We start from the raw sequence: 21,969 nt of genomic DNA on the forward strand, positions 1-21,969 counted from the left end.
TACTATAAACAAATATAATTAAAAGGTGTGCTATAAAAAGTTAACAAATAGAAACAAAAAAATCCATTGAATATTCAACGGATTCTCTTAATATCTAATTCTCAACTCTTATATCTACGTAATCATCAACTGTTAGCCCAGCCTTATCAAAATCCACCATGTTTTCAATTGTAAATTTAGCTGTCTCCATAAATTGGAATAGAAAAGGACACCCTGAACCTTCACCTAAACGCATATCCAAATAAAAAAGTGGTTGCAATTTAGTATGTGTCAATGCTTTTTGATAACCAGGTTCCATTGAAATATGAGAAGCAAATGCAATGTCAATAATTTTAGGTTCAATGGTTTGAGCAACTAACATTCCTGCCATTGAAATAACACCGTCAATGACACAAGGTATTTTATGTTTAGCACAAGCTAAGAAAGTACCTGCTATCCCTAAAATATCGTAGCCACCAATTTTACTAGCAATATCCAAACCATCTCTAAAAGGTTGGTGTTTCAGTGCTCCTTCTGTAATCACTTGCTCTTTTCTCATTCTTCCTGCTTTGTCTAGTCCTGCTCCTAAACCAATTGTCTCTTTTATATCGGTTCCTAAAATAGTTGAGATAACAGCTGCAGAAGTTGTTGTATTTCCTACGCCCATTTCTCCAGTTCCAACAATGTTCCAACCTTTTTCTATTTGTTTTTCAGTAATCTTAATACCTGCTATTATGGCTTGACCTGCTTGTTCTCTCGTCATGGCTGGTTCTTCATTGAAATTTTTAGTGCCATGACTAATCTTATATGTTGTTCCAGATGATAAGTCAGTCAAACAACCTAAATCCACTATCTCTAGGTCACTATTTGAATGTTTTGTTAGCAAACTAATTGTTGCTTTACCTTCTAACATATTCTCTGCCACTTGATAAGTTGTTATGACTGGATTGTTACTCACACCAGCCTGAACGACTCCATTATCTGAAACATAAACCAATACTCCAGGTTTATCTACCTGAACGCTTCCTTTACCAATTTCATACAGTCTCTGATAAACTTCCGCTACTTGACCTAGCGCTCCAGGTGGGACAGCGAGTTTATCACAATAATCTCTTGCTTCTTCTTTGTAACTTTTATCAACGGACTCAATAGATTCGATGTATTCTTTAATAAATAAATCTGTTTCTAAAGCTAAATCTGGCTTAAAAGTATACGTTGTCATTTTTGGGAACTCCCCTTCACTTACAAATTGTTATTCTATTACTCAGTATATACTACTTGAAGGAAATAAATAAACCCTTGATATGTTAAAATAAACTAATCTAAAAAGGAGGCTAAATCATGACTAAATATAAAGCAATTATCTTTGATTATGATGGTACGCTTAAATTAGCCAATCAAAAAAGAATTACCAACTCAATCCGTTCTATTCTTACTCAATTAAAAAAACAAGATTTTATTATTTTTTTAGCTACTGGACGTCCTCATAATCACTGTGATTACTTACTTGATGAAGGTCTAGTTGATTGCATTATTAGTGCTAATGGCGCATTAGTTGCTAATGATTCAACAATAATCGACTCGTATAATTACTCTACTAACAATATTAAAATGATTGAGGATTTCTGTAAAGATAAACAAATTCCATGTACTTTTTATACAAATGAATTGCTTTATAATGGTGTCCAAAATTCGAATTTAGAACTTGGTTTAAAAGAATCTATGGATTTTAAAATAAATCAGTTAGAGAGATACAATCACTCTGTTGTAACTCAAGTGCATCTTATCTGCCTATTTTGTTTAACTGAAACAGATATAGAACTAAACAACCATTTCTCAACCTTAAAAGTTTCAAGATGGCATCCAACTATTGTTAGTCTCCTCGAAAAAGATATCACAAAAATGACCGGTATTCTAAAAGCATTGTCCTATTACAATTTAACTATAAGTGATTGTATCGCCATTGGTGACGGCAGTAATGATATCGAGATGATTAATGAATCAGGTCTTGGAATTGCTGTTGGTTTTAACAATCAAAAATTGATTTCAGTTGCTGATTTAGTTATTCCTAAAGTGGATGAAAGTTTATTAGAAATTTGCGCACAAAAAAGGATCAGCTCATCAAGCTGACCCATCTAACGTTATTCAATCATTAATATTTCATCTGCAATTTTCAAAGTTGACGCTCTATGAGAAACAATAATAGTTGTTTTTCCTTCACTCGCTTTTTCAATTGTTTTTAAAATATTTTGCTCATTGATGTAGTCTAAACTACTAGTTGGTTCGTCAAAAAGTAATAAATCACCATCATGTAAAAAGACGCGAGCTAAACCAATTCGTTGTCTTTCGCCATCTGAAATACTTCTGAAAGTACCACCAATTTTAGTTTCATATTGCTCCGGTAAACTTTCTATCCAATCAGACAACTGAGCCTGTTTAGCAGCTTCTTTTATCTCAGTCATTGGAACACCAGGTTTACCCAGAGTCATATTTTGTGCAATTGTATCAGCAAAAATAAATGTTCTTTGTTCCATAACACTTTCTATTTCATGAAGCTCCGTTTCACTAAATTCTTTTAAATCAACATCATTCAGTTTGATTTGTCCTTTTTCAGGATCCCAATATCTCATCATTAACTTCAATAAAGTACTTTTTCCTTTACCACTTTCTCCCCCAATGCCTAAGGTTTTTCCTTTTGGAAGAGATAAATTAAATGAATCAAAAATCGGCGTTTCTTCATAAGCAAAAGACAAATCTTGAACACTCAGGTTTTCTAATTCTATCTTTGGAGTTGTCGTCTCAACAAAGGTTACCACTTGTTCTTCATTAACTAGACTAAAGAGACGCTTACCACTAGCAAAAGTTGACAGCAACGCATTTCCTAAGCCACTTAAGGCTAATACACCACCAAAAGAACTTAATGTTAAGACACTTGCTAATACAATTTCACTAGCAGGTAAACTTAAGAAATTTCCTACTAAAATCATTACTAGAGTCGTTCCTAAAACCCCTAATTCACTTAGTATTTGAATGGAGCTACTTTGACCTAATTTACGTTGATACTCTTGATTTAAGTTTTTACCAACATTGGCTAAATCGGCTAACCGCTCATTTTCCAATGAAAATTGATTAACATCTCGAATACTCTCAACATTTTCCATCACAGCTTGATTTAAGTTAACAAAAGTTTCTTGATAATCTGAGGCTGTTTTTTCATGTTGTTTATAGCTAATCACTGGTACAAAAATTCCGATAAAGAGATGACCTAACAGTAAGATAAGACCTATAAATATTGAAATATGAGCAAAATAACTTATCAAAATAAGCGAAGTGCCTAACGCAATAAAAACAGGTGAAACCGTGTGAGCAAAAAAGACTTCTAACGCTTCAACATCTGTTGTAATAGCCGTAATCATATCTCCACTATTCTTACCAGATAATCTAGCTGGCCCTAATTTTCGCAATACTTTAAAGATCGTCGAACGGACATCTGCAAGTAATGAAAAAGCAATATCATGATTTAAATATTGTTCCATATATCTTGCTACACCGCGAATAACACCACAGAGGATTAACAACCAGAAAGTCCGATATACAGTTGAAGTGTTTCCATCAATTAATCGTAACATTTCTCTTGTACCAAGGAATGTAATCATCACAACAGATAAATTACTAATCATTCCTAACAAAATAGCTCCAGTAACTTTTAATTTTAGAGGTTTAACAAAAGAAAGTAACCAGCCAATGACTTGTGTATTTTTAACGTTATTCATTGTCCAACACCTCCTGAAGCATTTTCTCTTCTTCAAAATAAGTTTTAAAGTAAGTAGACGAAGTAACTAAGTCGTTTGGAGAACCTTGCTCAACCACGTGACCTGCTTCCATGACTAGTAGATGATCTGCATCAACCACATTGTAAAGACGATGTGAGATAAACAAAACAATCGAATGTTTAGCTAAGTCTTTGATAACTTCTAAAATATAGTTTTCACTTTCAATATCAATACCTGATGTAATTTCATCAAATATATAAAAATCACATTTTTTCAGCAAAGCTCTTGCTAAAATTAATCGTTGTCTTTGTCCGCCCGAAAGATTCTGTCCATTTTCAGTTAACGGCGTATCTAGTTCTTTTGCTTGGCTCTTAACAAATTCTTCTAATCTTACTTGTTTTAATACACCCCACAGCATTTCTCCCGTTGCAGACGGATTACCTAACAGAAGATTCTCCCTAATTGTCGTTCCATATAAATAACTATGATTATTAATAACCATCATATGCTCTTCAATTAACGAACGACTAAAAATAGACATCTTCTCTTCATTCCAATAGATGTGACCAGCTGTATTTTTTAATTCTCCCGACAACAGCTTCACAAGTGTACTTTTCCCAGAGCCAGATTTCCCGATTACTGCTGTAAAAGTCCCTTGCTTTAAAGTTACATTAATATCGTTAGCTGAAAATGAACTTGATGTGTCATAAATGAACCCTACCTCTTCGCAAATAATTTCTTTTATCTCTTGAAGTTTCAATTGATTTTGCTCTCCGTACTCAGGCTCCTCTAACTCAAGGTAGCTAAACAATTCATCACTAGCACTAATACCATTCATTGCGACATGGAACAGCGAACCTAGCTGACGCATCGGAATAAAAAATTCAGCACTCAGCAAAATAAACATCAATAATCCCATGATTGAGATAGTTCCATTCGAGAAATTTAAAAGTGCTAAACCAATACTTAGCCCAGCACCGCCATATGAAATAATATCCATCACTGTAATAGAATTTAATTGCATCGAAAGTAACGCCATCGTTGATTTTCTAAAAACTTCAGCATCTTTTTCAACTATTTTTTGTTTTTCCTTATCTTGATCAAAGGCTTTCAACACACTTAATCCCATCAAATTTTCATGAAATCTAACACCTAAATCAGTGTAATCATCCCAATAACGCTTTAAAATTCTTTTGGCAATTTTCATAATAACCATAATCACAATCGGAATCATTGGCATACAAATAAGTAACGCAATCGCCGGTTTTATTGAATAATTAGCTAAAACAATAAAAATAATAACAGAAGATATACCACAATAAAAAAGTTGAGGTAAAAAACGAGCATAGTAAATTTCTAATTGCTCTACCCCATCAACCATTAATTGAGATAACTTAGTTAGTGGCAATTGATTTCGATTGTCACTTCCTAATTTAAATGCTTTTTTCATCACTGACTCTCTAAAAGATAGACGTAATTCAGCAGATGATTTATAAGTAAACGTTTCAATACGCTTAATAAAAAAACTTTTACAGATAAAGGCAACAACGACCACACTCATTAAATAAACTGGGCTTTTCAATGTTTGATTTTCAAGTAAAAAAGTCAGTTCTGCGGCAATTGTAAGCCATAACCAAATCGAAAATAGAAGCATCATGACTTTAGACAGTACAAGCCAGACTAAAGAACGACTATCGACAAGTTTAAATAAACGCTTATCTATCATAGCTCTCCTCGACTTTCACTTTATTACTTTTTCTTTTCTTACTCTTAAAATAATAAGTCAAAAAGATAACGTGTAGGACATACACAATCACTAAAGAGACACGCATGACCAAATTATCAACTAGAATACCTGGTATCAAAAAGACAACCAAAATCATACCAAATAAGCGAACTAGCCCCTTAGTTGTCATTTCCTTATTGATAATCATTTCTTGCACATATTTTTGATAATATTTAGACTGCACAAACTTTCCATATAACTTCTCAGAACTTCTTAGCCACAAGAAACTTGTTAGCATATAAAAAGGCACTGTCGGAATAAACGGTAAGCTTAAACCTAGGGTCCCAAGACCAAACGATATACCACCTAAAATAATAAATAGGCTTTTTTTCAATTTATTCATTCTTGTCCTCCCATCGATTCGAATAAAATGATTAAACTTTTATCAGTATATCATAAGAAATATACGAATGATAACGGTTATCATTTCTATTTAATAAAAACTTCCTTAACGTTGAAAAGTTAAAGAAGTTTTTAAGTTAGTAGTTTTTTAAATAAGAAAGCATCAATTCTTTTAAATCTTTTTCCAAAATGTCAGTTTCTAATGAGTGAAAATAAAGAGAGGCTAACATATTTTCAAACATCGCTAGACGGTAAAAATCTTTGTTTTCGATTAACGGAAAATCTAGCCCGCTTATCCATTCATAGATGACCTCTTGAGAATTTTCTACCTTACTAAGACTTGAATAAAGAATATGAGCAATCCTTCTATCCTCACCCTCAATAAATGGTGATTCGAGATTGAACATAACAAACTGAACGGCTTCAAGGACTTCCACTAATCTTTCTTTAGGGAATAAATCATGAGCAACTACTTGACTTAAAAAATCCGCTCCGTGAGCAAATCCGTGAACCCAACCATACTCTTCTGAAAATCCGCATGTATCAGTCTCTTTATAGAAATAAGCAATGGCTGATTCAAAAAAATATTCACGATTCTTTTCATTTAGCAAATGGTAGTAAGGAGAATCTGTCTTGCCATCAGCCTCAATAATCAACCCATTTAAAAGAGCTGAAAAGCTTCTCGTAAGAGTTTCTGGCAAATGATTGTTTAATTGATAAAAAATTAGGTTTTTAGAAATGGTTGTTTCACTTATCAAACGAAACTGTTCTTCAGTAAATCCACCTGTTCTTATCCCTTGAGCAAACAAACTAAATACCAAATAATCACGTATCTCAGGGTTTTCATTTCCAATATTAGTCAGCAACCAATGTGTTTCCTCATTAGAGAACGAAAATTCTTTATTATTCAGCTTAAGTGATAATTGATCTTTCATGATTTTGCTCCTTTCTTAATAAAGTCTATCTTATAAATCTTTTGCCATACTAAAATCAGTAAATTCAAATCCACTTTTCTCATAAACATGAACAGCTCGTTTGTTGTGAGCAAATACATGTAGTCCTAATTTTTTAGCACCAGCTTCATGAGCAGCCTCTTCAATACAACTCATCGCTTTAGAGCCATATCCTTGATTTTGATATTCTTCTAAAATTAAGAAATCATAAATAAAAGCCGTTGTACTTTCTTTATCATTAAAATGAAACCAAACATAGCCAATTGTTTCATTCTCTAAGGAAATACAGAATAAAAACTCATTTTCAGTCTCTTGTCTTTCTGGCAATCCTTCTAAAAAAGTTTGCTCTGACAACTTCAGAGCTTCCTCTTTCTTCCATGCACCTGACTTAATCTTATCCTCAGCATAATCTGGAATAGCAATCTTAATATATTTATCGTAATCTGATGCAATCATTTTATTCAATTTTATCATTTGTAAACTCCTCTTCTTTTTACCTGAAATAAATAAACTAAAAATATATCATCTATCTATTTTACGATACGATAAATTTTTAAATTTGTGCCATAGCATTCAATATTAATTTGTCTAAAAAATTATTTCTAATATCTAACGCTTACTTTTTTACATAAAAACAACTTACTAAAAAACAAATTCAGTTAACTTGATGGCGCAAATTTATAAATTTGTCGTATGTCGTTTTTGATAGTTTAAGAGATTGAGGAAGTTTAACCCCACAATCATTCTATATCGAAATTGTAACATTTATGATTAATAAAAGCCTTCTATCATGTTACCATTAAAATAAAAAGGAGATTTTTTATGACCATTACTTTTAAAACATTAGATAAAACAAGTGAAGATTGGAATAAATACGCAAAACAAATATCTCAAGTTTCTTGGAGAGCAGGAGCCTCATTAGCTGAAAAAATGAATAATCGCTTTTTCTCTGATTTGGAAAAAGTAATTGTCGGAATATCTGATGATGAACTGTCTTGTTTTTGTACGGTTAGCAAAGAAGATGGTTTAACCGACAACACTCTCACTCCATTTATTGGTTATGTTTTCGTCGGAGAGACATATCGAGGAAAACGAGTATCTGAACAATTATTATCATACGCTGAAGCATATCTTAAAGAGCTAGGATTTCAATCACTCTATATTGTTAGCGGAGAAATTGGTTTGTATGAAAAGTACGGTTACAAAAAAATAAAGGATTGCGTGACTATTCATGGATTTACAGAAAATTTATTTGAGAAGAAATTAGATGCTAGAGTAGATAATTAAAAAAAAGGAGTAGATTTCTCTACTCCGAAGAATTATTTTAGAAACACGCTTGTTGTATACGCGATTATTCCATCTTTGAATTTAACTTCCCACGTTGTATAAGTTCCTCCACGCCCACTATCTGCGATTGTGTCTAATGCGAACAATGAAGCATTTCTTTGCGTTGTAAATGTTGCTCCTATGTTACCCACTCCACTATAGTGAACACCTTCACTTGTACCTAAGATTAATTCTGAATTTGAAGTGTATTTTCCGCCATAATCACCAGGATTTAGCATTGTCGGGTCTACTTCCCAAATTACTATTTTAGTATATGTTGTATGCATGTCACCATTTGGACGTTTTGTAGTTTGCCCACCATCTGTTGACTCTGAAACGTATTTGTATCCTTTAGTTGATGACAAAACTCTACCATCAGTATCTTTGTTAACTGTTTTAGTTGATTTGGTTTGTTTAGGTCTATATTGAGTTGTTGCATTGGCGTTAATATAACCTAACCATGCTCCTTTATCATTAAATAATGAGTAATAGGTATTTCCATTAAAATGTTGATATCTTCCCCTTGCTTGTAAGCCTTGATTATAGTAACTAGCGCCATTTCCTTTTTTCTTCCAATTAAAGTTTTGCCATAGCTCATAATTTTTAGTAATTTGAACATAACGTCCATCAGAGATATATGCTCCTTGAGGATTTGTTTTTTTAGTAGCACTAGCATTTAAATAACCGTACCAAGTTCCTTTATTATCATATAATGAGTAGTAAGTAGAACCATTGAAATGTTGATACCTACCTTGTGCACTAAATACCTGATTTAAAATGTTATTTGTATTTTTCTTATATTTCCAACCAAAATTTTGCCATAGCTCGTAGTTTGCTTTAGAAATCACTACATAACTACCGTCAGAAATATAGTTCCCTTGTCTACTTGTTTTTTTAGTTGCATTACTATTTAAATAGCCATACCACATACCCTTTGAATCAAATAAAGAATAATAAGTTTGACCATTTTCATGTTGATAACGTCCACGTGCTTGAAATGTTTTTTGGTAAACATTATTTGTATTGTTCTTTTTCTTCCAACCAAAATTTTGCCACATATCATAGTTTTTCTTCGTAACTTGAACCATACTTCCATCTTTAATATAAGGTCCCTGATTTGAAGCTTCTACTTTTGTTCCAAATACAATTCCAGCTAACAAGATACTTGTCACGATCATTTTTTTAACAAAACTCTTTTTCATTTTTCAAACTCCTTTTTAAACTTAATCAATTATAAGTTTAACACATAAGAACGAATTCGTTCTAAAAATAAATAAATAAGGAGCAAATATATTCAACATTTGTTTTTTTATCCATTAAACACACATCATAAATATCATCAATAATTTCATTTTCCATCTTTAATCAATTCCATAGGTGCCAACGATCCACCAGTAAAGCCTTTTCTAGTTGAATAGGATGGATAGACTGTTAATTTTTTATCTATCACCTTGAAATCATAATAGAATGTTTTTTCTTCCTCCGTTTGCGTAAAAACAATGTCATCTATTGTTTTTGTAATTTGGAGTTTTTTGTCATCGAAAAAAAGGGATCGATTTTTTTCAGTTATTGTAAACTTACCGTAAGTTGGATAATTACCTGCTGTATCTCCAACCCATTCACCAACTACATTTTCTACTAATTTTGCATCAATTTCAGAGGATACATTTCTTTTATTAGTAGCCTCTTCTAGTTCATTTTTATTTGAACAAGAGATTAAAAATAGAGATATAAATAGTAATACTGCTAACATTTTGACTTTCATAAGTTTCTTCTCCTAAGTTGGATAAATAAAAATAATATTGAGGTATAAACTGATTACGTCTTTCTCACAAGAATTCGCTGTCTTTAAAGCAGCTAATATCACAGTTCTAATTATTCTACTTTAGTATAATGTCATTTAAGAAAATAATTTCCTACTCAGATATTAATTCATTATCTTTTCAATCAACTTACTTATCTTTTTATCTATTTTGGGTAACTCGTCAATAGGTATTAACTTCAATTTTCCCCAAGCTTTCTTCATAAGGTATTTTTCTTCTTCTCCAATTAATACAAAATATTGATGATTATCAGGATGTTTTTCGGCTCCCATTGTTTTTGTTGCTATATCTAACATTAATATTTTTTTATTATTTAACGGAATTTTCGAATCCTTTTCAGTTTCATATCCTACTTTAATAACATAATCTTTCTTACCAATGATTCTACATTGATTTAGTTTTTCAATAAACATTTCTGTTTGATACATCCATCTTTTTTTTAAGCGATTCTTTTCAAAACATTTCCACCTATAATTCAAATCCGGTAATTTAAATATTGAACTAGCACTTATCTTTACCACCTCTTCTTTATTTTCATTTTTTTATTCGCTTCAAAAAACAAAAAACTCTCTCTGCTAGGAAAGAGTTCTTTGATATTATTTTAGTTAATGTGTGATGTCCACATGATTTCATTTGTTCCTTTAATTCGTACTTGCCATGTTAGGTATGTTCCACCTTGATTTAAATTTGCCATTTCATGAATTGCCCAAAGACTTGCAGTCATTTGATCGTCCCAAACCATTCCGCTATTACCAATTTCTTCATAGAAAGTACCTTTATATTCGCCTCGAATTACTTCTTTTTGTTGCCCGACATAAGGATTACTAGGATTCACTGGTGCGTCTTTTTTCCAAGTCACAGTTTTAGTAAATACTGTATGCATATCACCGTTTGGACGTTTTGTAGTTTGCCCGCCATCTGTTGACTCTGAAACATATTTATATCCTTTAGTTGATGATAAAATTCTACCTTCAGTATTTTTGTTAACTGTTTTAGTCGATTTGGTTTGTTTAGGTTTATATTGAGTTGTTGCATTGGCGTTAATATAACCTAACCATGCTCCTTTATCATTAAATAATGAATAATAGGTATTTCCATTAAAATGTTGATATCTTCCTCGAGCCTGCAAGCCTTGATTATAGTAAGTCGAGCCATTTCCTTTTTTCTTCCAATTAAAGTTTTGCCACAACTCATAATTTTTAGTGATTTGAACATAACGTCCATCGGAGATATATGCTCCTTGAGGATTTGTTTTTTTAGTGGCACTGGCATTTAAATAACCATACCATGTACCTTTATTGTCATATAGAGAATAGTACGTTGAACCGTTAAAATGTTGATAACGTCCTTTTGCTTGAAACATTTGATCATAAACATTATTGGTATTATTTTTTAGCTTCCAACCAAAACTTTGCCACATTTCATAGTTTTGCTTAGTAATCTTGATGTAACTACCGTCAGAAATATAGTTCCCTTGTCTACTTGTTTTTTTAGTTGCATTACTATTTAAATACCCATACCATGTACCCTTTGAATCAAATAAAGAATAATAGGTTTGCCCATTCTTATGTTGATATCGTCCTCTGGCTTGAAAAGTCTTTTGGTAGACATTATTTGTATTATTCTTTTTCTTCCAACCAAAATTTTGCCACATATCATAGTTTTTCTTCGTAACTTGAACCATACTTCCATCTTTAATATAAGGTCCCTGATTCGAAGCTTCTACTTTTGTTCCAAATACAATTCCAGCTAACAAGATACTCGTCACGATTATTTTTTTAACAAAACTCTTTTTCATTTTTCAAACTCCTTCTAAACTTAATCAATTACAAGTTTAACACATAAGATATAATTTGTTTTAAAAATAATCAATTTTAAAATCAGCAATACAATTTATTAATTTAATATATATTATTTAAACAAGTTTTAATTACTTTAACGCGTCAACTGACCAATAATGTCGTTTCCTAGAGCTCTAGTCGTTTTTAAATTACCAGTTCCATTATGAATATCCACACCTATTTCTTTTGCTATTTCTTTAAGAACTGGTTTAACAATTGACACTTCACTTCCTTCATGAATAGTCCTAATTGTTATACTCCCTAACTTTTGAATCGTATAATCATGGTATATTACTAAAATAAAAATTCAAAATAAAAAAAACCTCACAAATTTATTGTAAGGGTGATAAATTATTATGTAAATTTTAGTTAAATTGTAATTACACAACCACATTTGATTTACTTTGAATATTACTTAATACTTTTCTTGATAATGGTCCGACGATTAATAATTGATAGGGTAAAGCAACAATAAGATTCATTATCCACGTTCTCGAATAGCTCGATACTGATAATCCAGATACGCCTTGTTCAACCACAATGCCAAAGACTGACATCAAAGAAACCATACCAATTATCATACAACAAGAAATTGACAAAATTAATTGAATTGGTTCTGATTTATCAATAAATGGTAACTTGAAGGCTACTTTTTTGGCAATAATCCCTACCACAAAAGTATCTAATAAATATGCAACAATAAAACCAGGAATGAATCCTTTCAATAGATTCATAAATGAAAAATCTTGGTGTAATAAGAGGTTGTAACAACTCATTCCTACCACCATCAAAGAACACATTATTGCTGTAAAAATAATACTCTCCACTTTATTTTTAGGCATTTTTTTCCTCCTTATAATTTGATAACAGAACTCAGTGTATCAAAAATAAAATTTTCTCATAAGTTAGAATTTGATAAAAAAATAATGTGAATAACCCCATCAAAAAAAGCCAATACTTGTTTTAACAAGCATTGGCTTTTTTCCTCTATTGGGTAACGTCTTCTGCTATTTTACTATTCAATATTGATTTAGCTATAAAATAGCTTATCACTGTTGGTACTAACGCAACAGTAATATCTTTAAAAAGTATTGTCAGTATTAACTGGACCATACCTGCGATAAACAATGACCAAACAAATACTTTATCCGATTTAAACAGTTTCATCTTTGTACCTCCCGTTTATTTTCTCTTAACAAGTATAGCATAATTTAATTATCTCGTTATTTTAACAATAGTTTTTTATAGAATCAAAACTAATACCCCAATCTTTTTTTATTTCTTCCTTACCCTTATCAGTTAATATTACTGCTCTACTTTTCTCAGATTTAATAATCCACTGATTTCTTAAAAATAATTCATAAATAGCATTTCCTACGCTTCCTGAAATATGATGTTTTCTTTCGCTCCAATCTAAACATAGACCACAAAAATTCCGCTTCTTATTTTTAAGTTCAGATACATTTATATTATTTTTCTCTAAAAAATCTTCTCCCGCTTCAGTCACTAAAAGGCCCTTTTCTATACGTACAACATATTCTTTCTCTAATAAAAATTCTGTTATTACTACACCAAGATTACCTGCTAAATGGTCGTAACAGGTTCTTGCTTGAGTCAATTTTTGCGACTCGATTTGTTGACTCAAATAACGAACTTTGGGAGTTGGAGCGACAGCTCCTATTCCTTCAAAAAATTCAGCAAATTCTTGATTAGATAATTGATAATAATGAAATCTCCCATGCTTTTCCATTATAACTAAATCTAATTCCATCATCTTCTTTAAATGGTAACTTGCTGTATGTGTTTTTATTTTAGCTACTTTAGCTAATTCAGTAACGGTATAAAACTGATTACTCATTAATAAATTAATCATCGCAACTCTAGACTCGTCATTAATGATATTAGCAAATTTTTGGGTTTTTGATTGATCCATAACTGTCTCCTTTTTAGAAATTCCATATATCGATACACATAGAGTTATTCTCATTATACACTTGTTTTAATTCATTAGGAGGAGATTATTTGAATAAAACAATTTTAGATACAGAAAAACTATACTATGGATTTCCAATATTTATCTTGGGATATAAAGATGATCGATGGGGATACAATTTTACAACTTCAAGTTCTTCATATACTTTAGATAATTTTTTAAATGTTGGTCTTTCTAATCAAGGTAATGCTTCTAAACAGATAAAGAAGCATGGATACTTTACTTTAAATATTCCAACAAAGGATTACTTGGAACAGATAAAAATAGGAGGATTTAACAGTGGGGCTGATAAATTTAATTTTTCAAATTCATTTCAATATGACTTATCTGATAAAATGGATGTTCCTATTATCAAAGAATGTGTCATTACTTTAGAGTGTAAAGTTAGTCAAATCATTGAAGAAGATTCAATCGTTCATATTTTTTCAACGATTGAAAGAAGACTAGTAAATTCTAAATTAATAAAAGATAATCACTTAGATAACAACTTACTAAATCCAGTATTATATTTAGGAGATGGCAATAAAAGAAGTTTTAAATTCTTATCATCTGAGTAAATTTTTGAGAAACTACCATAAAGAAAGTAAAACTGTCTTAAAAAGAAGAGGTTATCAAATTGTTGAAAAAAAGAGTTCTTTTAATGGAGAATGTTGTATTTCCTAAAAATTAAACTTACTGGGAGGTGCGACATTCTCTCTAACTCTTTTTTTATTTAGTTTTAATTACTTGAAATGACAGGTTAAATCTGTTTAACTTGCATCTATTCCAACTTTTACAATTCAAAAACCTAATACTTATTTCAGTGGGTACTTGAATTACTAATTTTCTTCACTATCTTCCTTGCATACGAATTATTAGTTGTTGGGTCACTTCCTGAGCCAGGATAAGTGTAGTTTCATACCAATAGGATATTTAAGATCATACAAAAAAACTCCTTCATCAATTTCGAAAATTGACAAAAGAGTTCTCTTCATTTTATTTTTTTAGTCTAGTATCCAAACTTCAAAAAACTAGGTGTAGACTATTGTCATTAAACATTGATTTAACAACGCTTATTTATACTTAATTTCTAAAGAAATCCTTACATATCTGCTAATAGGCAGCCCATTGTTGTTAAAGTCACTTTAACTTCACAATAACCGTCATCATCTAAATTTACTCCATATATAAGCCCTAGGTTGACAATATCAATTCCTAGCTCGGGTTCATTTACTAATTCTAAGAGGCTGCAATATCTTCCCTGACTGTTTCTAATTATTCGTCAGTTTATTTATAAACAAAGTAAGTACGATAAAAGAGCAAGAAAGTAGAGGCTAACCAAAATATCAAGCTCTATTTTATTTAAATAAATTTTTTTAATAGAGTGGATTCAAAAGTCTTCAAATCACTTGGAGTTAAACGTCTCTTTCACCACTTTTAGTTTCCTGAATTATTTTAGTCTAGAAATAACAAGTTGATTATCTACATGACTTACTTTTATATTTGTGTTTTTTTCTAGTAAATAGCCAGAAATATTATTATCTTTTAACTCAATAGTTATGATATTTCCAAATAAAGTTAGTTTAAACTTTAATTCCTTTATTTCTTTTGGAAGATGATTTCTCAAAATAAATTGATCTTTTTCACAAGTTAGCCCTGCAAATCCGTAAATCATACTTAGCCACGAGCCACCCATATTGGCTGCATGAATTCCGTCTTTAGCATTACCTTGTAAATCAGTTAAATCCATTAAAGCGGTATCCATAAAATATTGGTAAGCTTTAGCTTTTTGTTCTGTTCGGCTCGCTAAAACACTAAAAATTGAACGTGATAATGATGAATCATGGGTCGTCACTTTCTCATAATATTCGTAGTCACGAAGGATTTGTTCTCTGGTATAATCACTAGGAAATAGCATTTCTGCAAGAAGTCCATCCGCTTGTTTACTCACTTGATACTTATAAATAATCATTGGATGATAATTTAGCAATAGTGGATAATTCTCTTTCGGTGTTTTTTCAAAAGGCCACAGTGCTTTTTCTAAGAAACTATCATCTTGCTTAATTAATCCTTGCTGCTTATCATAGGGTAAATACATATCACTAACTGCTTTTTCTAAAGCTTCAATTTCTTGCGTTGTTAAAGCAGCGTATCGCCTAGCTAATTCAGCAGCATACTTCATATTGTTTTGGGCCATCTTATTCGTATAATAATTATTATTTACTAACGCAGTATATTCATCTGGCCCAGTAACACCATTAATGCAAAAAACTTCTTTTCCCTCTTTTATGCACCAGTTTCCGTAAGATAACCAAAACTTAGCTGTTTCTAAAACTACGGACAAACCTTTTTCTTGAATAAAATTCTCATCTCCAGTGACTCTTTCATACAGCTGAAAAGCATAACTTATATCAGCATTAATATGCAATTGAGCAGTTCCTGCTGGGTAATACGCACTCGCTTCTTCACCATTTATTGTTCGCCAAGCAAATAACGCACCCTTTTGCCCCATTATACTCGCTCTTTCTTTAGCTTGAGGTAAAATATAATGACGATAACTAAGCAAACTTTTAGCAATTTCTGGTTGTGTATATATAAAGAATGGTAGCATATATAACTCAGTATCCCAGAAATAATGGCCTTCGTATCCTTCACCTGTTAGACCTTTTGCAGCAAAATTAGTTTTTTCATTACGACCTGCATTCTGAAACAAATGAAACAGATTAAATCTAATCCCTTTTTGAAGAATACTATCTCCTGTCAATTCAATATCACTAGTCTGCCAAAAGTTAGCTAGGTCCTGTTTTTGTTGGTTAAGTAGTTCTATAAAATCAAGTCCCGCAGTATTCACTACAAGTTGGTTTATTTCAGAAATCAGACTAAAACTATCAAATACAATTTTTTTATCAGGAGTTACATCAAATGAAATAAATTCATTATTAATTAATCTATCTTCTTCATCTAAAAATAAATGGGTGATTCTAATTTTCTGCTGACTATTTTCAGTTGTTACTACATAATCATTTTCTTTTTCACGTGTTACATTCAACTCACTACTTGATGAAGCGACTCTTGGATCAATCTCTTCCAGTAAATCTTTTTTTCCCTGATCAAATTCAATTTTCTTTTCAATACTAATTTCACCAGTAAAATTCATGTTAGTTATTTCAAAGTGTGTAGCATAAATTTCTTGTTGAGCAAAAGAAACAAAAGATGTTTGATGTAGCTCAAACTCTTTTTCTCTATTAATAACAACATAATAACTTTCATTTAAAACTCCTGATTTCATGTCTAAATCAAAACGAATAGTTTTAACTGACCAATCAGCATTATCTGAACTTTCACCATCAACAATAAGCCTAATTTGTCTAATATTTGGCAGTTTAACAATAGTTTGATGTTTTCTTGCATAGCCATAAGCCCACTCGCCATACGTAATTGGATGAGTATCATAGAAACCATTAACAAACGCACCTGGATTTCCTGAAGTTTTTTTCTGTTTAATCAATTCGGATGTTCTCACTCCAATATGACCATTACTTAAGGCAAAGATGGTTTCTAAATAAGCCGCATTTTGATTACCAACATCAGCTAAACCTAACATAAATTCTTGAGACATCTCTTTCCCACTTTCTAAAAATTATTGTTCTAAATCAGCATCACTTGTTAATAGATAGGATAAAATAAAAGATGCGACAACTGAAATTAACATCATAATTACTCCAAAAATAATATTGGTTGTTCCTTTATCTCCTGAAAAACCTAATAGAGCCATTATACTATTTTGAGGAACATAAAGAGTTACGTGGACAAGACCAGCAAAACAACCTGCTACTCCAGCACTAATTGCCGCAGCTATTAAAGGTTTTTTATATTTCATTGTTACACCATATAAAGCCGGTTCAGTAATTCCCATAATTGCAGAAATACCAGCTGCCGAAGCTAATGACTTAACTGATTTGTTTTTAGATTTTAAAGCAACTGCAAAAGTTGCCCCACCTTGAGCTAAATTCGCACAAACTTGAGCGACTAAAATGAGGGATTCTGTTCCTGTTGCTGCAAATGATGCGACAAAAATCGGTGTTAATGCATGATGCATTCCTGTCATGACAATAAATGGCATAGCTGCTGCTAAAACAGCAACCATAACAAATCCGAGTTGACCTTCTAATAAATTAATAAACCAAGCTAATCCCATTCCAGCATAATTTCCTAAAGGACCAATGACAATTAACGCTAATGGAGCACTAATTAATAAGACTAATGTTGGATTCAAAATAATTTTTAAAGCTTTAGGAGTTATTTTATCAACAAAGGTTTCAATATAAGACATCATCCAAACGGTTAATAACGCTGGAATTACAGACGCCGCATAACCCACACCTTGAATAGGTAAGCCAATAAAAGAAATGGATTCTCCTGTAGCCACCCAACTTGTAAAGTTTGGATGAAGTAAAACCCCTATAACAATTACCGCAATTGAGGTGTTTACTTTAAATTTTCTAGAGGCAAAAATAGCCAAAAGAATTGGCATAAAGTAAAATGCACCATCTCCAATAATATCCAAAATACGATATGTTTCTGACTCATTTGACAACCAGTTAAAGGTTGTTGAAAGAGACAGAATTACTTTAATCATCCCAGCAGCTGTTAAAGCTGGAATCATTGGTGTCATACACCCTGTAATTGTATCAACAATTCGACTTAAAATACTCGCTTCTTTTTGAGGCTGATTAACGGTATTCTCACTTGCAGTATCCCCATTTTTAACGCCTAAATTTATTATCTCAGCAAACACTTGATTAACATGACTGCCGATTATTACTTGATATTGTGTAGCAGTTGAATTAACGCCAACGACACCACTGACATTTTTAAGTTCTTCTTCTTTAATATTCGACTCATTTTTCAATACAAATCTTAAACGAGTTGCACAATGAACTACTTGCTCAATATTTTCTTTACCACCTAATAGACTAACAATTTTTTCTGCTAAAACTTGATATTCTTTCATTATTTTTTTCCTCCTTAAAAACATATCTTCCCTTAGTTTCAATCACCTGTTTATAAAAATTAAAACTATCTTTTTTTATTCGTTCCTTAGAACCCTTACCTTCATCATCTTGATCAACATAAATAACACCATAGCGTTTACTAATTTTACCTTCACTAACGCTTGTTAAATCAATAATTCCCCACATAAGATAACCCATTAGTGGTATCCCATCCTCAGAAACAGCTAAATACATTTGTTTAAGGTGTTCATTCAAATAATCGATTCGATAATAATCAACTACTTGTTTATTAGTTAGTTCATCTTGTGTTCCTAAACCATTTTCCACAATGAAAAGTGGTAAACGATAACGATCATATAACTGATTTAACGTTATTCTCAACCCCAATGGATCATTCTGCCAAACACTATGAGATTTTGGTAAATAAGGATTTCTAATCGTTGTAAATCCATTCGTAGCAACCGTCTCAAGCCCTTCCACATCAGAAGATGTACAGGCACTTGAATAGTAACTAAACGACACAAAATCCACAGTATTTTCCTTTAAATTCTTTAAATCATCCTTTTCCATCACTAAATGGATATTATTTTTCTCAAAGAAATGCTTGCTACCAATTGGATACTCACCAAACACTTGAACATCTGAAAAAAATAAATTATCTTTATCACTCTGAAGAGCAGCAAAAACATCTTCTGGTTTAGAAGTATAGGCATAGGTTTTACCAGCAGCTAACATCGTACCAAATTGAAAATTAGGATTGATTTCTCTTCCTTTTTTTATCGTTAAAGCATTCGCTAATAATTGATGGTGTCCTGCTTGATATTGGATTTCTAAATTATTTTTGGTCTCGGAAAATTGAATGCCTCCTCCGATAAATGGAATATGTAGAACCATATTCATCTCATTAAAAGGAATCCAATACTTAACTCTTTGGCTAAATCGTTTCATCATCGTCTCGGAAAATTTTAAATAAAGATCTAGCACCTTACGACTTTCCCAACCATTATAATTTTCAACTAAATAAATTGGAATCTCAAAATGGCTTATTGTTACAATGGGTTCAATGTTGTACTTATCTAATTCATCAAGAATCTTATCATAAAAAGCTAAGCCTTTTTCATTTGGTTCATTTTCTTCTCCTGTTGGAAAAATCCTTGACCAAGAAATCGAAAAACGAAAACTATTTATGCCTAATTCACTTAACAATTTAATATCTTCTTTGTAGGTATGATAAAAATCAATTCCTGTACGACTTGGATAAACTAAATCAGACATATCCGTTAATAAATTGATTTCTTTATCTTTATAAACCGGTTTCAATCTGTCCTTCGTTAAGGGTAAAAAATCAAAATTACTGGGTTTTCTTCCATCTGACAAGTAATTTCCTTCTGTTTGAGAAGCAGAAATTGCTCCGCCCCATAAAAAATCTTCTCTCAATGACATAAGAATACTCCTTCACTATCTCAAAAATGGCTATTTATTAATTGTAAATACTGATAAAAATAATCGATTAAATTTAAATATTACTTACAAATAGATTATATAAAATAATGAAGCACTTTCATTCCCATTTTTTTGTTCTATAATTCTCATATATTGTCATTTTTATGAAAATAAAAAAGTATGTTGCCCTTTATTTAGACACAACATACTTTATTTTTGCATTTTTTCACGATAAGCTAAGGGTGAGATTGCTAAGGATTGTTTAAATAAACGATAAAAAGTTTTATCGCTCTCAAAACCAACCTGACTAATAATTTCTGAAACTGTGTCAGAAGTATTAATCAATAACCATTTTGCTTTATCTATTCGATAATCATTTAAAAAAGAGATAAATGTTTTCCCAGTATTTTTCTTAAAGAACTTCGTAAAATAAAATTGACTATATCCCACACTATTAGAAGCTTCTTGCAGTGTAATATTTTCAGTATAATGTTCTTCCACAAACTTAAAAACAACATCAAGTTTCTCTAGTATTTCCTCACTTTTCAAATGATAGCTAGTTGATTCTATTTTTTTCTCTCTAGTAACTTCTCTAATAAAGTAAACCATTATTTGATAAATCGCTGACTTAATCTGTAACTCAGAGCCTATCTCTTTCTTTTGTTCTTCTTCATAAATTTTATCAAGTAATTCTACAATAGCAGATGATTTACTTCCCCAATTCTTACTAAGGGGAGGAACTGTTTTTAAGATAGATTTCAAATCTAAATCTTTATTTTCCAGATTAGAAAATAAAGTTATATCAAATTGATACACTACTCGCTCACTTCCTGGTGAAGCCAGCACATAATGTAAATCTCCCCCATTAATAAAAACACATTCTCCTTCTGAAACTATCATCGGTTGATCATTGATCCCTAAATGAATGGATTCCTTTGTCACATAAATAATTTCTAATTCTCTATGCCAATGGGGTGTCGTTAAAATACTTCCGTCATTTACTATGACACGAAAAGGAAAATACTTATTTAATTTAGGCATCTCCAAATAAATAGCCATGTTCATCTTCCTTTACAAATTTTTAACAGATTGCTCATATGTTCTTTATAACAGTAAGAATCAATTCATGCAAATGATAAGGAACTAATATCTAATGAGAATTATGATTTTGTAAAAAAAACTCTCTAAATAATCTGAACTAAACAGAATATTTAGAGAGCTCTTATTTAATTATTTTATGGAACTACTTAATTCCCAACGAAATCCTAGCATATCGACTCATTCTATCAGTCGTCCATGCAGGATACCACACAAGTTTCACTTCAACTTCTTTTACTTCATCCACTTCTTTAATTGCTTCGTGGATTTGTTCTGTGATCACGTCTGCTAATGGGCATCCCATTGTTGTTAAGGTCATTTTAACCTCACAATAGCCAGTATCATCTAAGTTTACTTCATATATAAGTCCAAGATTTACGATATCAATCCCTAACTCAGGGTCAATCACCGTTTCCAAAGTTGATAAAATATCGTCTTTAATTTCTTCTAATTGTGCATCGGTCCATTTTTCGCTCATTTATCAGCACTCCTCTCAAATCATCTTCATAATAACTGAGTTAAGTTCATTTGTAAACAAACTTTATTTCAGTTTATTTTTTATCATTGATTGTATTATACCTCAAATTTACCAAAAAAAGTCAAAAAAGAGCTATCTCA

General features: G+C 31.4%; 22 protein-coding genes and 1 pseudogene. 3 read left to right on the top strand and 20 right to left on the bottom strand.

Annotated elements, in window-relative coordinates; genetic code table 11:
* Positions 1-94 precede the first annotated feature (94 nt).
* Complete coding sequence (cobT, locus tag H9L18_RS09000) at positions 95-1,201, bottom strand: nicotinate-nucleotide--dimethylbenzimidazole phosphoribosyltransferase (RefSeq protein ID WP_126794922.1); 1,107 nt, start codon at positions 1,199-1,201, stop codon at positions 95-97.
* 119 nt (positions 1,202-1,320) lie between these two features.
* Between cobT and H9L18_RS09005 the strand changes: the two genes are divergently transcribed.
* Positions 1,321-2,109 (top strand): HAD-IIB family hydrolase, encoded by a 789-nt coding sequence (locus H9L18_RS09005; RefSeq protein WP_126794921.1) that lies wholly within the window; start codon positions 1,321-1,323, stop codon positions 2,107-2,109.
* Positions 2,110-2,120: 11 nt separating this feature from the next.
* Here H9L18_RS09005 and H9L18_RS09010 read toward each other — a convergent pair whose 3' ends face one another.
* The 5 genes from H9L18_RS09010 to H9L18_RS09030 all read right to left on the bottom strand — a co-directional run bounded on the left by H9L18_RS09010 (position 2,121) and on the right by H9L18_RS09030 (position 7,307).
* Positions 2,121-3,752: an amino acid ABC transporter ATP-binding/permease protein gene (locus H9L18_RS09010; RefSeq protein WP_126794919.1), complete on the bottom strand. Its 1,632-nt coding sequence runs from the start codon at positions 3,750-3,752 to the stop codon at positions 2,121-2,123.
* Entirely contained in the window at positions 3,745-5,478 is a 1,734-nt protein-coding gene (locus H9L18_RS09015) for an ABC transporter ATP-binding protein/permease (RefSeq protein WP_126794917.1), read from the bottom strand. The genes H9L18_RS09010 and H9L18_RS09015 overlap by 8 nt, the downstream gene beginning before the upstream one ends.
* Entirely contained in the window at positions 5,468-5,881 is a 414-nt protein-coding gene (locus H9L18_RS09020; RefSeq protein WP_376765021.1) for a YbaN family protein, read from the bottom strand. Before H9L18_RS09020 ends, H9L18_RS09015 begins: the two co-directional genes overlap by 11 nt.
* Before the next feature lie 136 nt (positions 5,882-6,017).
* On the bottom strand, positions 6,018-6,815 hold the full coding sequence (locus H9L18_RS09025) for a DUF2785 domain-containing protein (protein ID WP_126794916.1): 798 nt from the start codon (positions 6,813-6,815) through the stop codon (positions 6,018-6,020).
* A 30-nt stretch (positions 6,816-6,845) separates the two neighbouring features.
* Positions 6,846-7,307 carry a GNAT family N-acetyltransferase gene (locus tag H9L18_RS09030; protein WP_126794913.1) on the bottom strand — a complete coding sequence of 154 codons (462 nt, stop codon included), beginning with the start codon at positions 7,305-7,307 and terminating at the stop codon, positions 6,846-6,848.
* A gap of 348 nt (positions 7,308-7,655) precedes the next feature.
* On the opposite strand from H9L18_RS09030, the gene H9L18_RS09035 reads away from it, so the two are divergent.
* Entirely contained in the window at positions 7,656-8,120 is a 465-nt protein-coding gene (locus tag H9L18_RS09035; protein WP_126794911.1) for a GNAT family N-acetyltransferase, read from the top strand.
* 32 nt (positions 8,121-8,152) lie between these two features.
* Here H9L18_RS09035 and H9L18_RS09040 read toward each other — a convergent pair whose 3' ends face one another.
* The 8 genes from H9L18_RS09040 to H9L18_RS09070 all read right to left on the bottom strand — a co-directional run bounded on the left by H9L18_RS09040 (position 8,153) and on the right by H9L18_RS09070 (position 13,756).
* The gene (locus H9L18_RS09040) at positions 8,153-9,361 is read right to left on the bottom strand and encodes a hypothetical protein (RefSeq protein WP_126794909.1); all 1,209 of its coding nucleotides are present in this window, start codon (positions 9,359-9,361) and stop codon (positions 8,153-8,155) included.
* A 146-nt stretch (positions 9,362-9,507) separates the two neighbouring features.
* Positions 9,508-9,924 carry a hypothetical protein gene (locus H9L18_RS09045; RefSeq protein WP_126794907.1) on the bottom strand — a complete coding sequence of 139 codons (417 nt, stop codon included), beginning with the start codon at positions 9,922-9,924 and terminating at the stop codon, positions 9,508-9,510.
* Positions 9,925-10,086: 162 nt separating this feature from the next.
* Positions 10,087-10,410: a hypothetical protein gene (locus H9L18_RS09050; RefSeq protein WP_126794905.1), complete on the bottom strand. Its 324-nt coding sequence runs from the start codon at positions 10,408-10,410 to the stop codon at positions 10,087-10,089.
* 173 nt (positions 10,411-10,583) lie between these two features.
* The gene (locus tag H9L18_RS09055) at positions 10,584-11,780 is read right to left on the bottom strand and encodes a hypothetical protein (RefSeq protein ID WP_126794903.1); all 1,197 of its coding nucleotides are present in this window, start codon (positions 11,778-11,780) and stop codon (positions 10,584-10,586) included.
* 137 nt (positions 11,781-11,917) lie between these two features.
* Positions 11,918-12,046: a hypothetical protein gene (locus H9L18_RS15505; protein ID WP_260590290.1), complete on the bottom strand. Its 129-nt coding sequence runs from the start codon at positions 12,044-12,046 to the stop codon at positions 11,918-11,920.
* A gap of 157 nt (positions 12,047-12,203) precedes the next feature.
* On the bottom strand, positions 12,204-12,665 hold the full coding sequence (locus H9L18_RS09060) for a DUF2798 domain-containing protein (protein ID WP_126794901.1): 462 nt from the start codon (positions 12,663-12,665) through the stop codon (positions 12,204-12,206).
* A 145-nt stretch (positions 12,666-12,810) separates the two neighbouring features.
* Positions 12,811-12,990, bottom strand: coding sequence for a hypothetical protein (locus H9L18_RS09065; protein ID WP_126794899.1), 180 nt, complete (start codon positions 12,988-12,990; stop codon positions 12,811-12,813).
* Between the two features lie 61 nt (positions 12,991-13,051).
* Positions 13,052-13,756 (bottom strand): ArsR/SmtB family transcription factor, encoded by a 705-nt coding sequence (locus H9L18_RS09070; RefSeq protein ID WP_126794897.1) that lies wholly within the window; start codon positions 13,754-13,756, stop codon positions 13,052-13,054.
* A gap of 89 nt (positions 13,757-13,845) precedes the next feature.
* On the opposite strand from H9L18_RS09070, the gene H9L18_RS09075 reads away from it, so the two are divergent.
* On the top strand, positions 13,846-14,373 hold the full coding sequence (locus H9L18_RS09075) for a flavin reductase family protein (RefSeq protein WP_185847500.1): 528 nt from the start codon (positions 13,846-13,848) through the stop codon (positions 14,371-14,373).
* A gap of 527 nt (positions 14,374-14,900) precedes the next feature.
* Here H9L18_RS09075 and H9L18_RS09080 read toward each other — a convergent pair.
* From H9L18_RS09080 to H9L18_RS09105, 6 genes and pseudogenes are all read right to left on the bottom strand, one after another.
* Positions 14,901-15,074 (bottom strand): annotated as a pseudogene (locus H9L18_RS09080) (metal-sulfur cluster assembly factor); the annotation flags it as partial.
* 171 nt (positions 15,075-15,245) lie between these two features.
* On the bottom strand, positions 15,246-17,414 hold the full coding sequence (locus H9L18_RS09085; RefSeq protein ID WP_126794893.1) for a glycoside hydrolase family 65 protein: 2,169 nt from the start codon (positions 17,412-17,414) through the stop codon (positions 15,246-15,248).
* A gap of 21 nt (positions 17,415-17,435) precedes the next feature.
* Positions 17,436-18,809 carry a PTS transporter subunit EIIC gene (locus H9L18_RS09090; protein WP_221884900.1) on the bottom strand — a complete coding sequence of 458 codons (1,374 nt, stop codon included), beginning with the start codon at positions 18,807-18,809 and terminating at the stop codon, positions 17,436-17,438.
* Positions 18,772-20,253 carry a glycoside hydrolase family 1 protein gene (locus H9L18_RS09095; RefSeq protein WP_126794891.1) on the bottom strand — a complete coding sequence of 494 codons (1,482 nt, stop codon included), beginning with the start codon at positions 20,251-20,253 and terminating at the stop codon, positions 18,772-18,774. Before H9L18_RS09095 ends, H9L18_RS09090 begins: the two co-directional genes overlap by 38 nt.
* A 210-nt stretch (positions 20,254-20,463) precedes the next feature.
* Positions 20,464-21,312 carry an AraC family transcriptional regulator gene (locus H9L18_RS09100; RefSeq protein WP_126794889.1) on the bottom strand — a complete coding sequence of 283 codons (849 nt, stop codon included), beginning with the start codon at positions 21,310-21,312 and terminating at the stop codon, positions 20,464-20,466.
* A 184-nt stretch (positions 21,313-21,496) separates the two neighbouring features.
* Positions 21,497-21,829: a metal-sulfur cluster assembly factor gene (locus tag H9L18_RS09105; RefSeq protein WP_126794887.1), complete on the bottom strand. Its 333-nt coding sequence runs from the start codon at positions 21,827-21,829 to the stop codon at positions 21,497-21,499.
* Positions 21,830-21,969: the final 140 nt, after the last annotated feature.

The sequence above is a fragment of the Vagococcus carniphilus genome (genome assembly GCF_014397115.1).
GTDB lineage: Bacteria > Bacillota > Bacilli > Lactobacillales > Vagococcaceae > Vagococcus > Vagococcus carniphilus.

Excerpts from the sequence above, each read along its gene's own strand:
- H9L18_RS09040 (WP_126794909.1), bottom strand. The coding sequence starts at position 9,361 with ATGAAAAAGAGTTTTGTTAAAAAAATGATCGTGACAAGTATCTTGTTA.
- H9L18_RS09070 (WP_126794897.1), bottom strand. The coding sequence starts at position 13,756 with ATGGATCAATCAAAAACCCAAAAATTTGCTAATATCATTAATGACGAG.
- H9L18_RS09015 (WP_126794917.1), bottom strand. The coding sequence starts at position 5,478 with ATGATAGATAAGCGTTTATTTAAACTTGTCGATAGTCGTTCTTTAGTC.
- H9L18_RS09060 (WP_126794901.1), bottom strand. The coding sequence starts at position 12,665 with ATGCCTAAAAATAAAGTGGAGAGTATTATTTTTACAGCAATAATGTGT.
- H9L18_RS09055 (WP_126794903.1), bottom strand. The coding sequence starts at position 11,780 with ATGAAAAAGAGTTTTGTTAAAAAAATAATCGTGACGAGTATCTTGTTA.
- cobT (WP_126794922.1), bottom strand. The coding sequence starts at position 1,201 with ATGACAACGTATACTTTTAAGCCAGATTTAGCTTTAGAAACAGATTTA.
- H9L18_RS09100 (WP_126794889.1), bottom strand. The coding sequence starts at position 21,312 with ATGGCTATTTATTTGGAGATGCCTAAATTAAATAAGTATTTTCCTTTT.
- H9L18_RS09050 (WP_126794905.1), bottom strand. The coding sequence starts at position 10,410 with ATGTATCAAACAGAAATGTTTATTGAAAAACTAAATCAATGTAGAATC.
- H9L18_RS09035 (WP_126794911.1), top strand. The coding sequence starts at position 7,656 with ATGACCATTACTTTTAAAACATTAGATAAAACAAGTGAAGATTGGAAT.
- H9L18_RS09090 (WP_221884900.1), bottom strand. The coding sequence starts at position 18,809 with ATGAAAGAATATCAAGTTTTAGCAGAAAAAATTGTTAGTCTATTAGGT.
- H9L18_RS09010 (WP_126794919.1), bottom strand. The coding sequence starts at position 3,752 with ATGAATAACGTTAAAAATACACAAGTCATTGGCTGGTTACTTTCTTTT.
- H9L18_RS09065 (WP_126794899.1), bottom strand. The coding sequence starts at position 12,990 with ATGAAACTGTTTAAATCGGATAAAGTATTTGTTTGGTCATTGTTTATC.
- H9L18_RS09030 (WP_126794913.1), bottom strand. The coding sequence starts at position 7,307 with ATGATAAAATTGAATAAAATGATTGCATCAGATTACGATAAATATATT.
- H9L18_RS09085 (WP_126794893.1), bottom strand. The coding sequence starts at position 17,414 with ATGTCTCAAGAATTTATGTTAGGTTTAGCTGATGTTGGTAATCAAAAT.
- H9L18_RS09095 (WP_126794891.1), bottom strand. The coding sequence starts at position 20,253 with ATGTCATTGAGAGAAGATTTTTTATGGGGCGGAGCAATTTCTGCTTCT.
- H9L18_RS09005 (WP_126794921.1), top strand. The coding sequence starts at position 1,321 with ATGACTAAATATAAAGCAATTATCTTTGATTATGATGGTACGCTTAAA.
- H9L18_RS09105 (WP_126794887.1), bottom strand. The coding sequence starts at position 21,829 with ATGAGCGAAAAATGGACCGATGCACAATTAGAAGAAATTAAAGACGAT.
- H9L18_RS09025 (WP_126794916.1), bottom strand. The coding sequence starts at position 6,815 with ATGAAAGATCAATTATCACTTAAGCTGAATAATAAAGAATTTTCGTTC.
- H9L18_RS09045 (WP_126794907.1), bottom strand. The coding sequence starts at position 9,924 with ATGAAAGTCAAAATGTTAGCAGTATTACTATTTATATCTCTATTTTTA.
- H9L18_RS09020 (WP_376765021.1), bottom strand. The coding sequence starts at position 5,881 with ATGAATAAATTGAAAAAAAGCCTATTTATTATTTTAGGTGGTATATCG.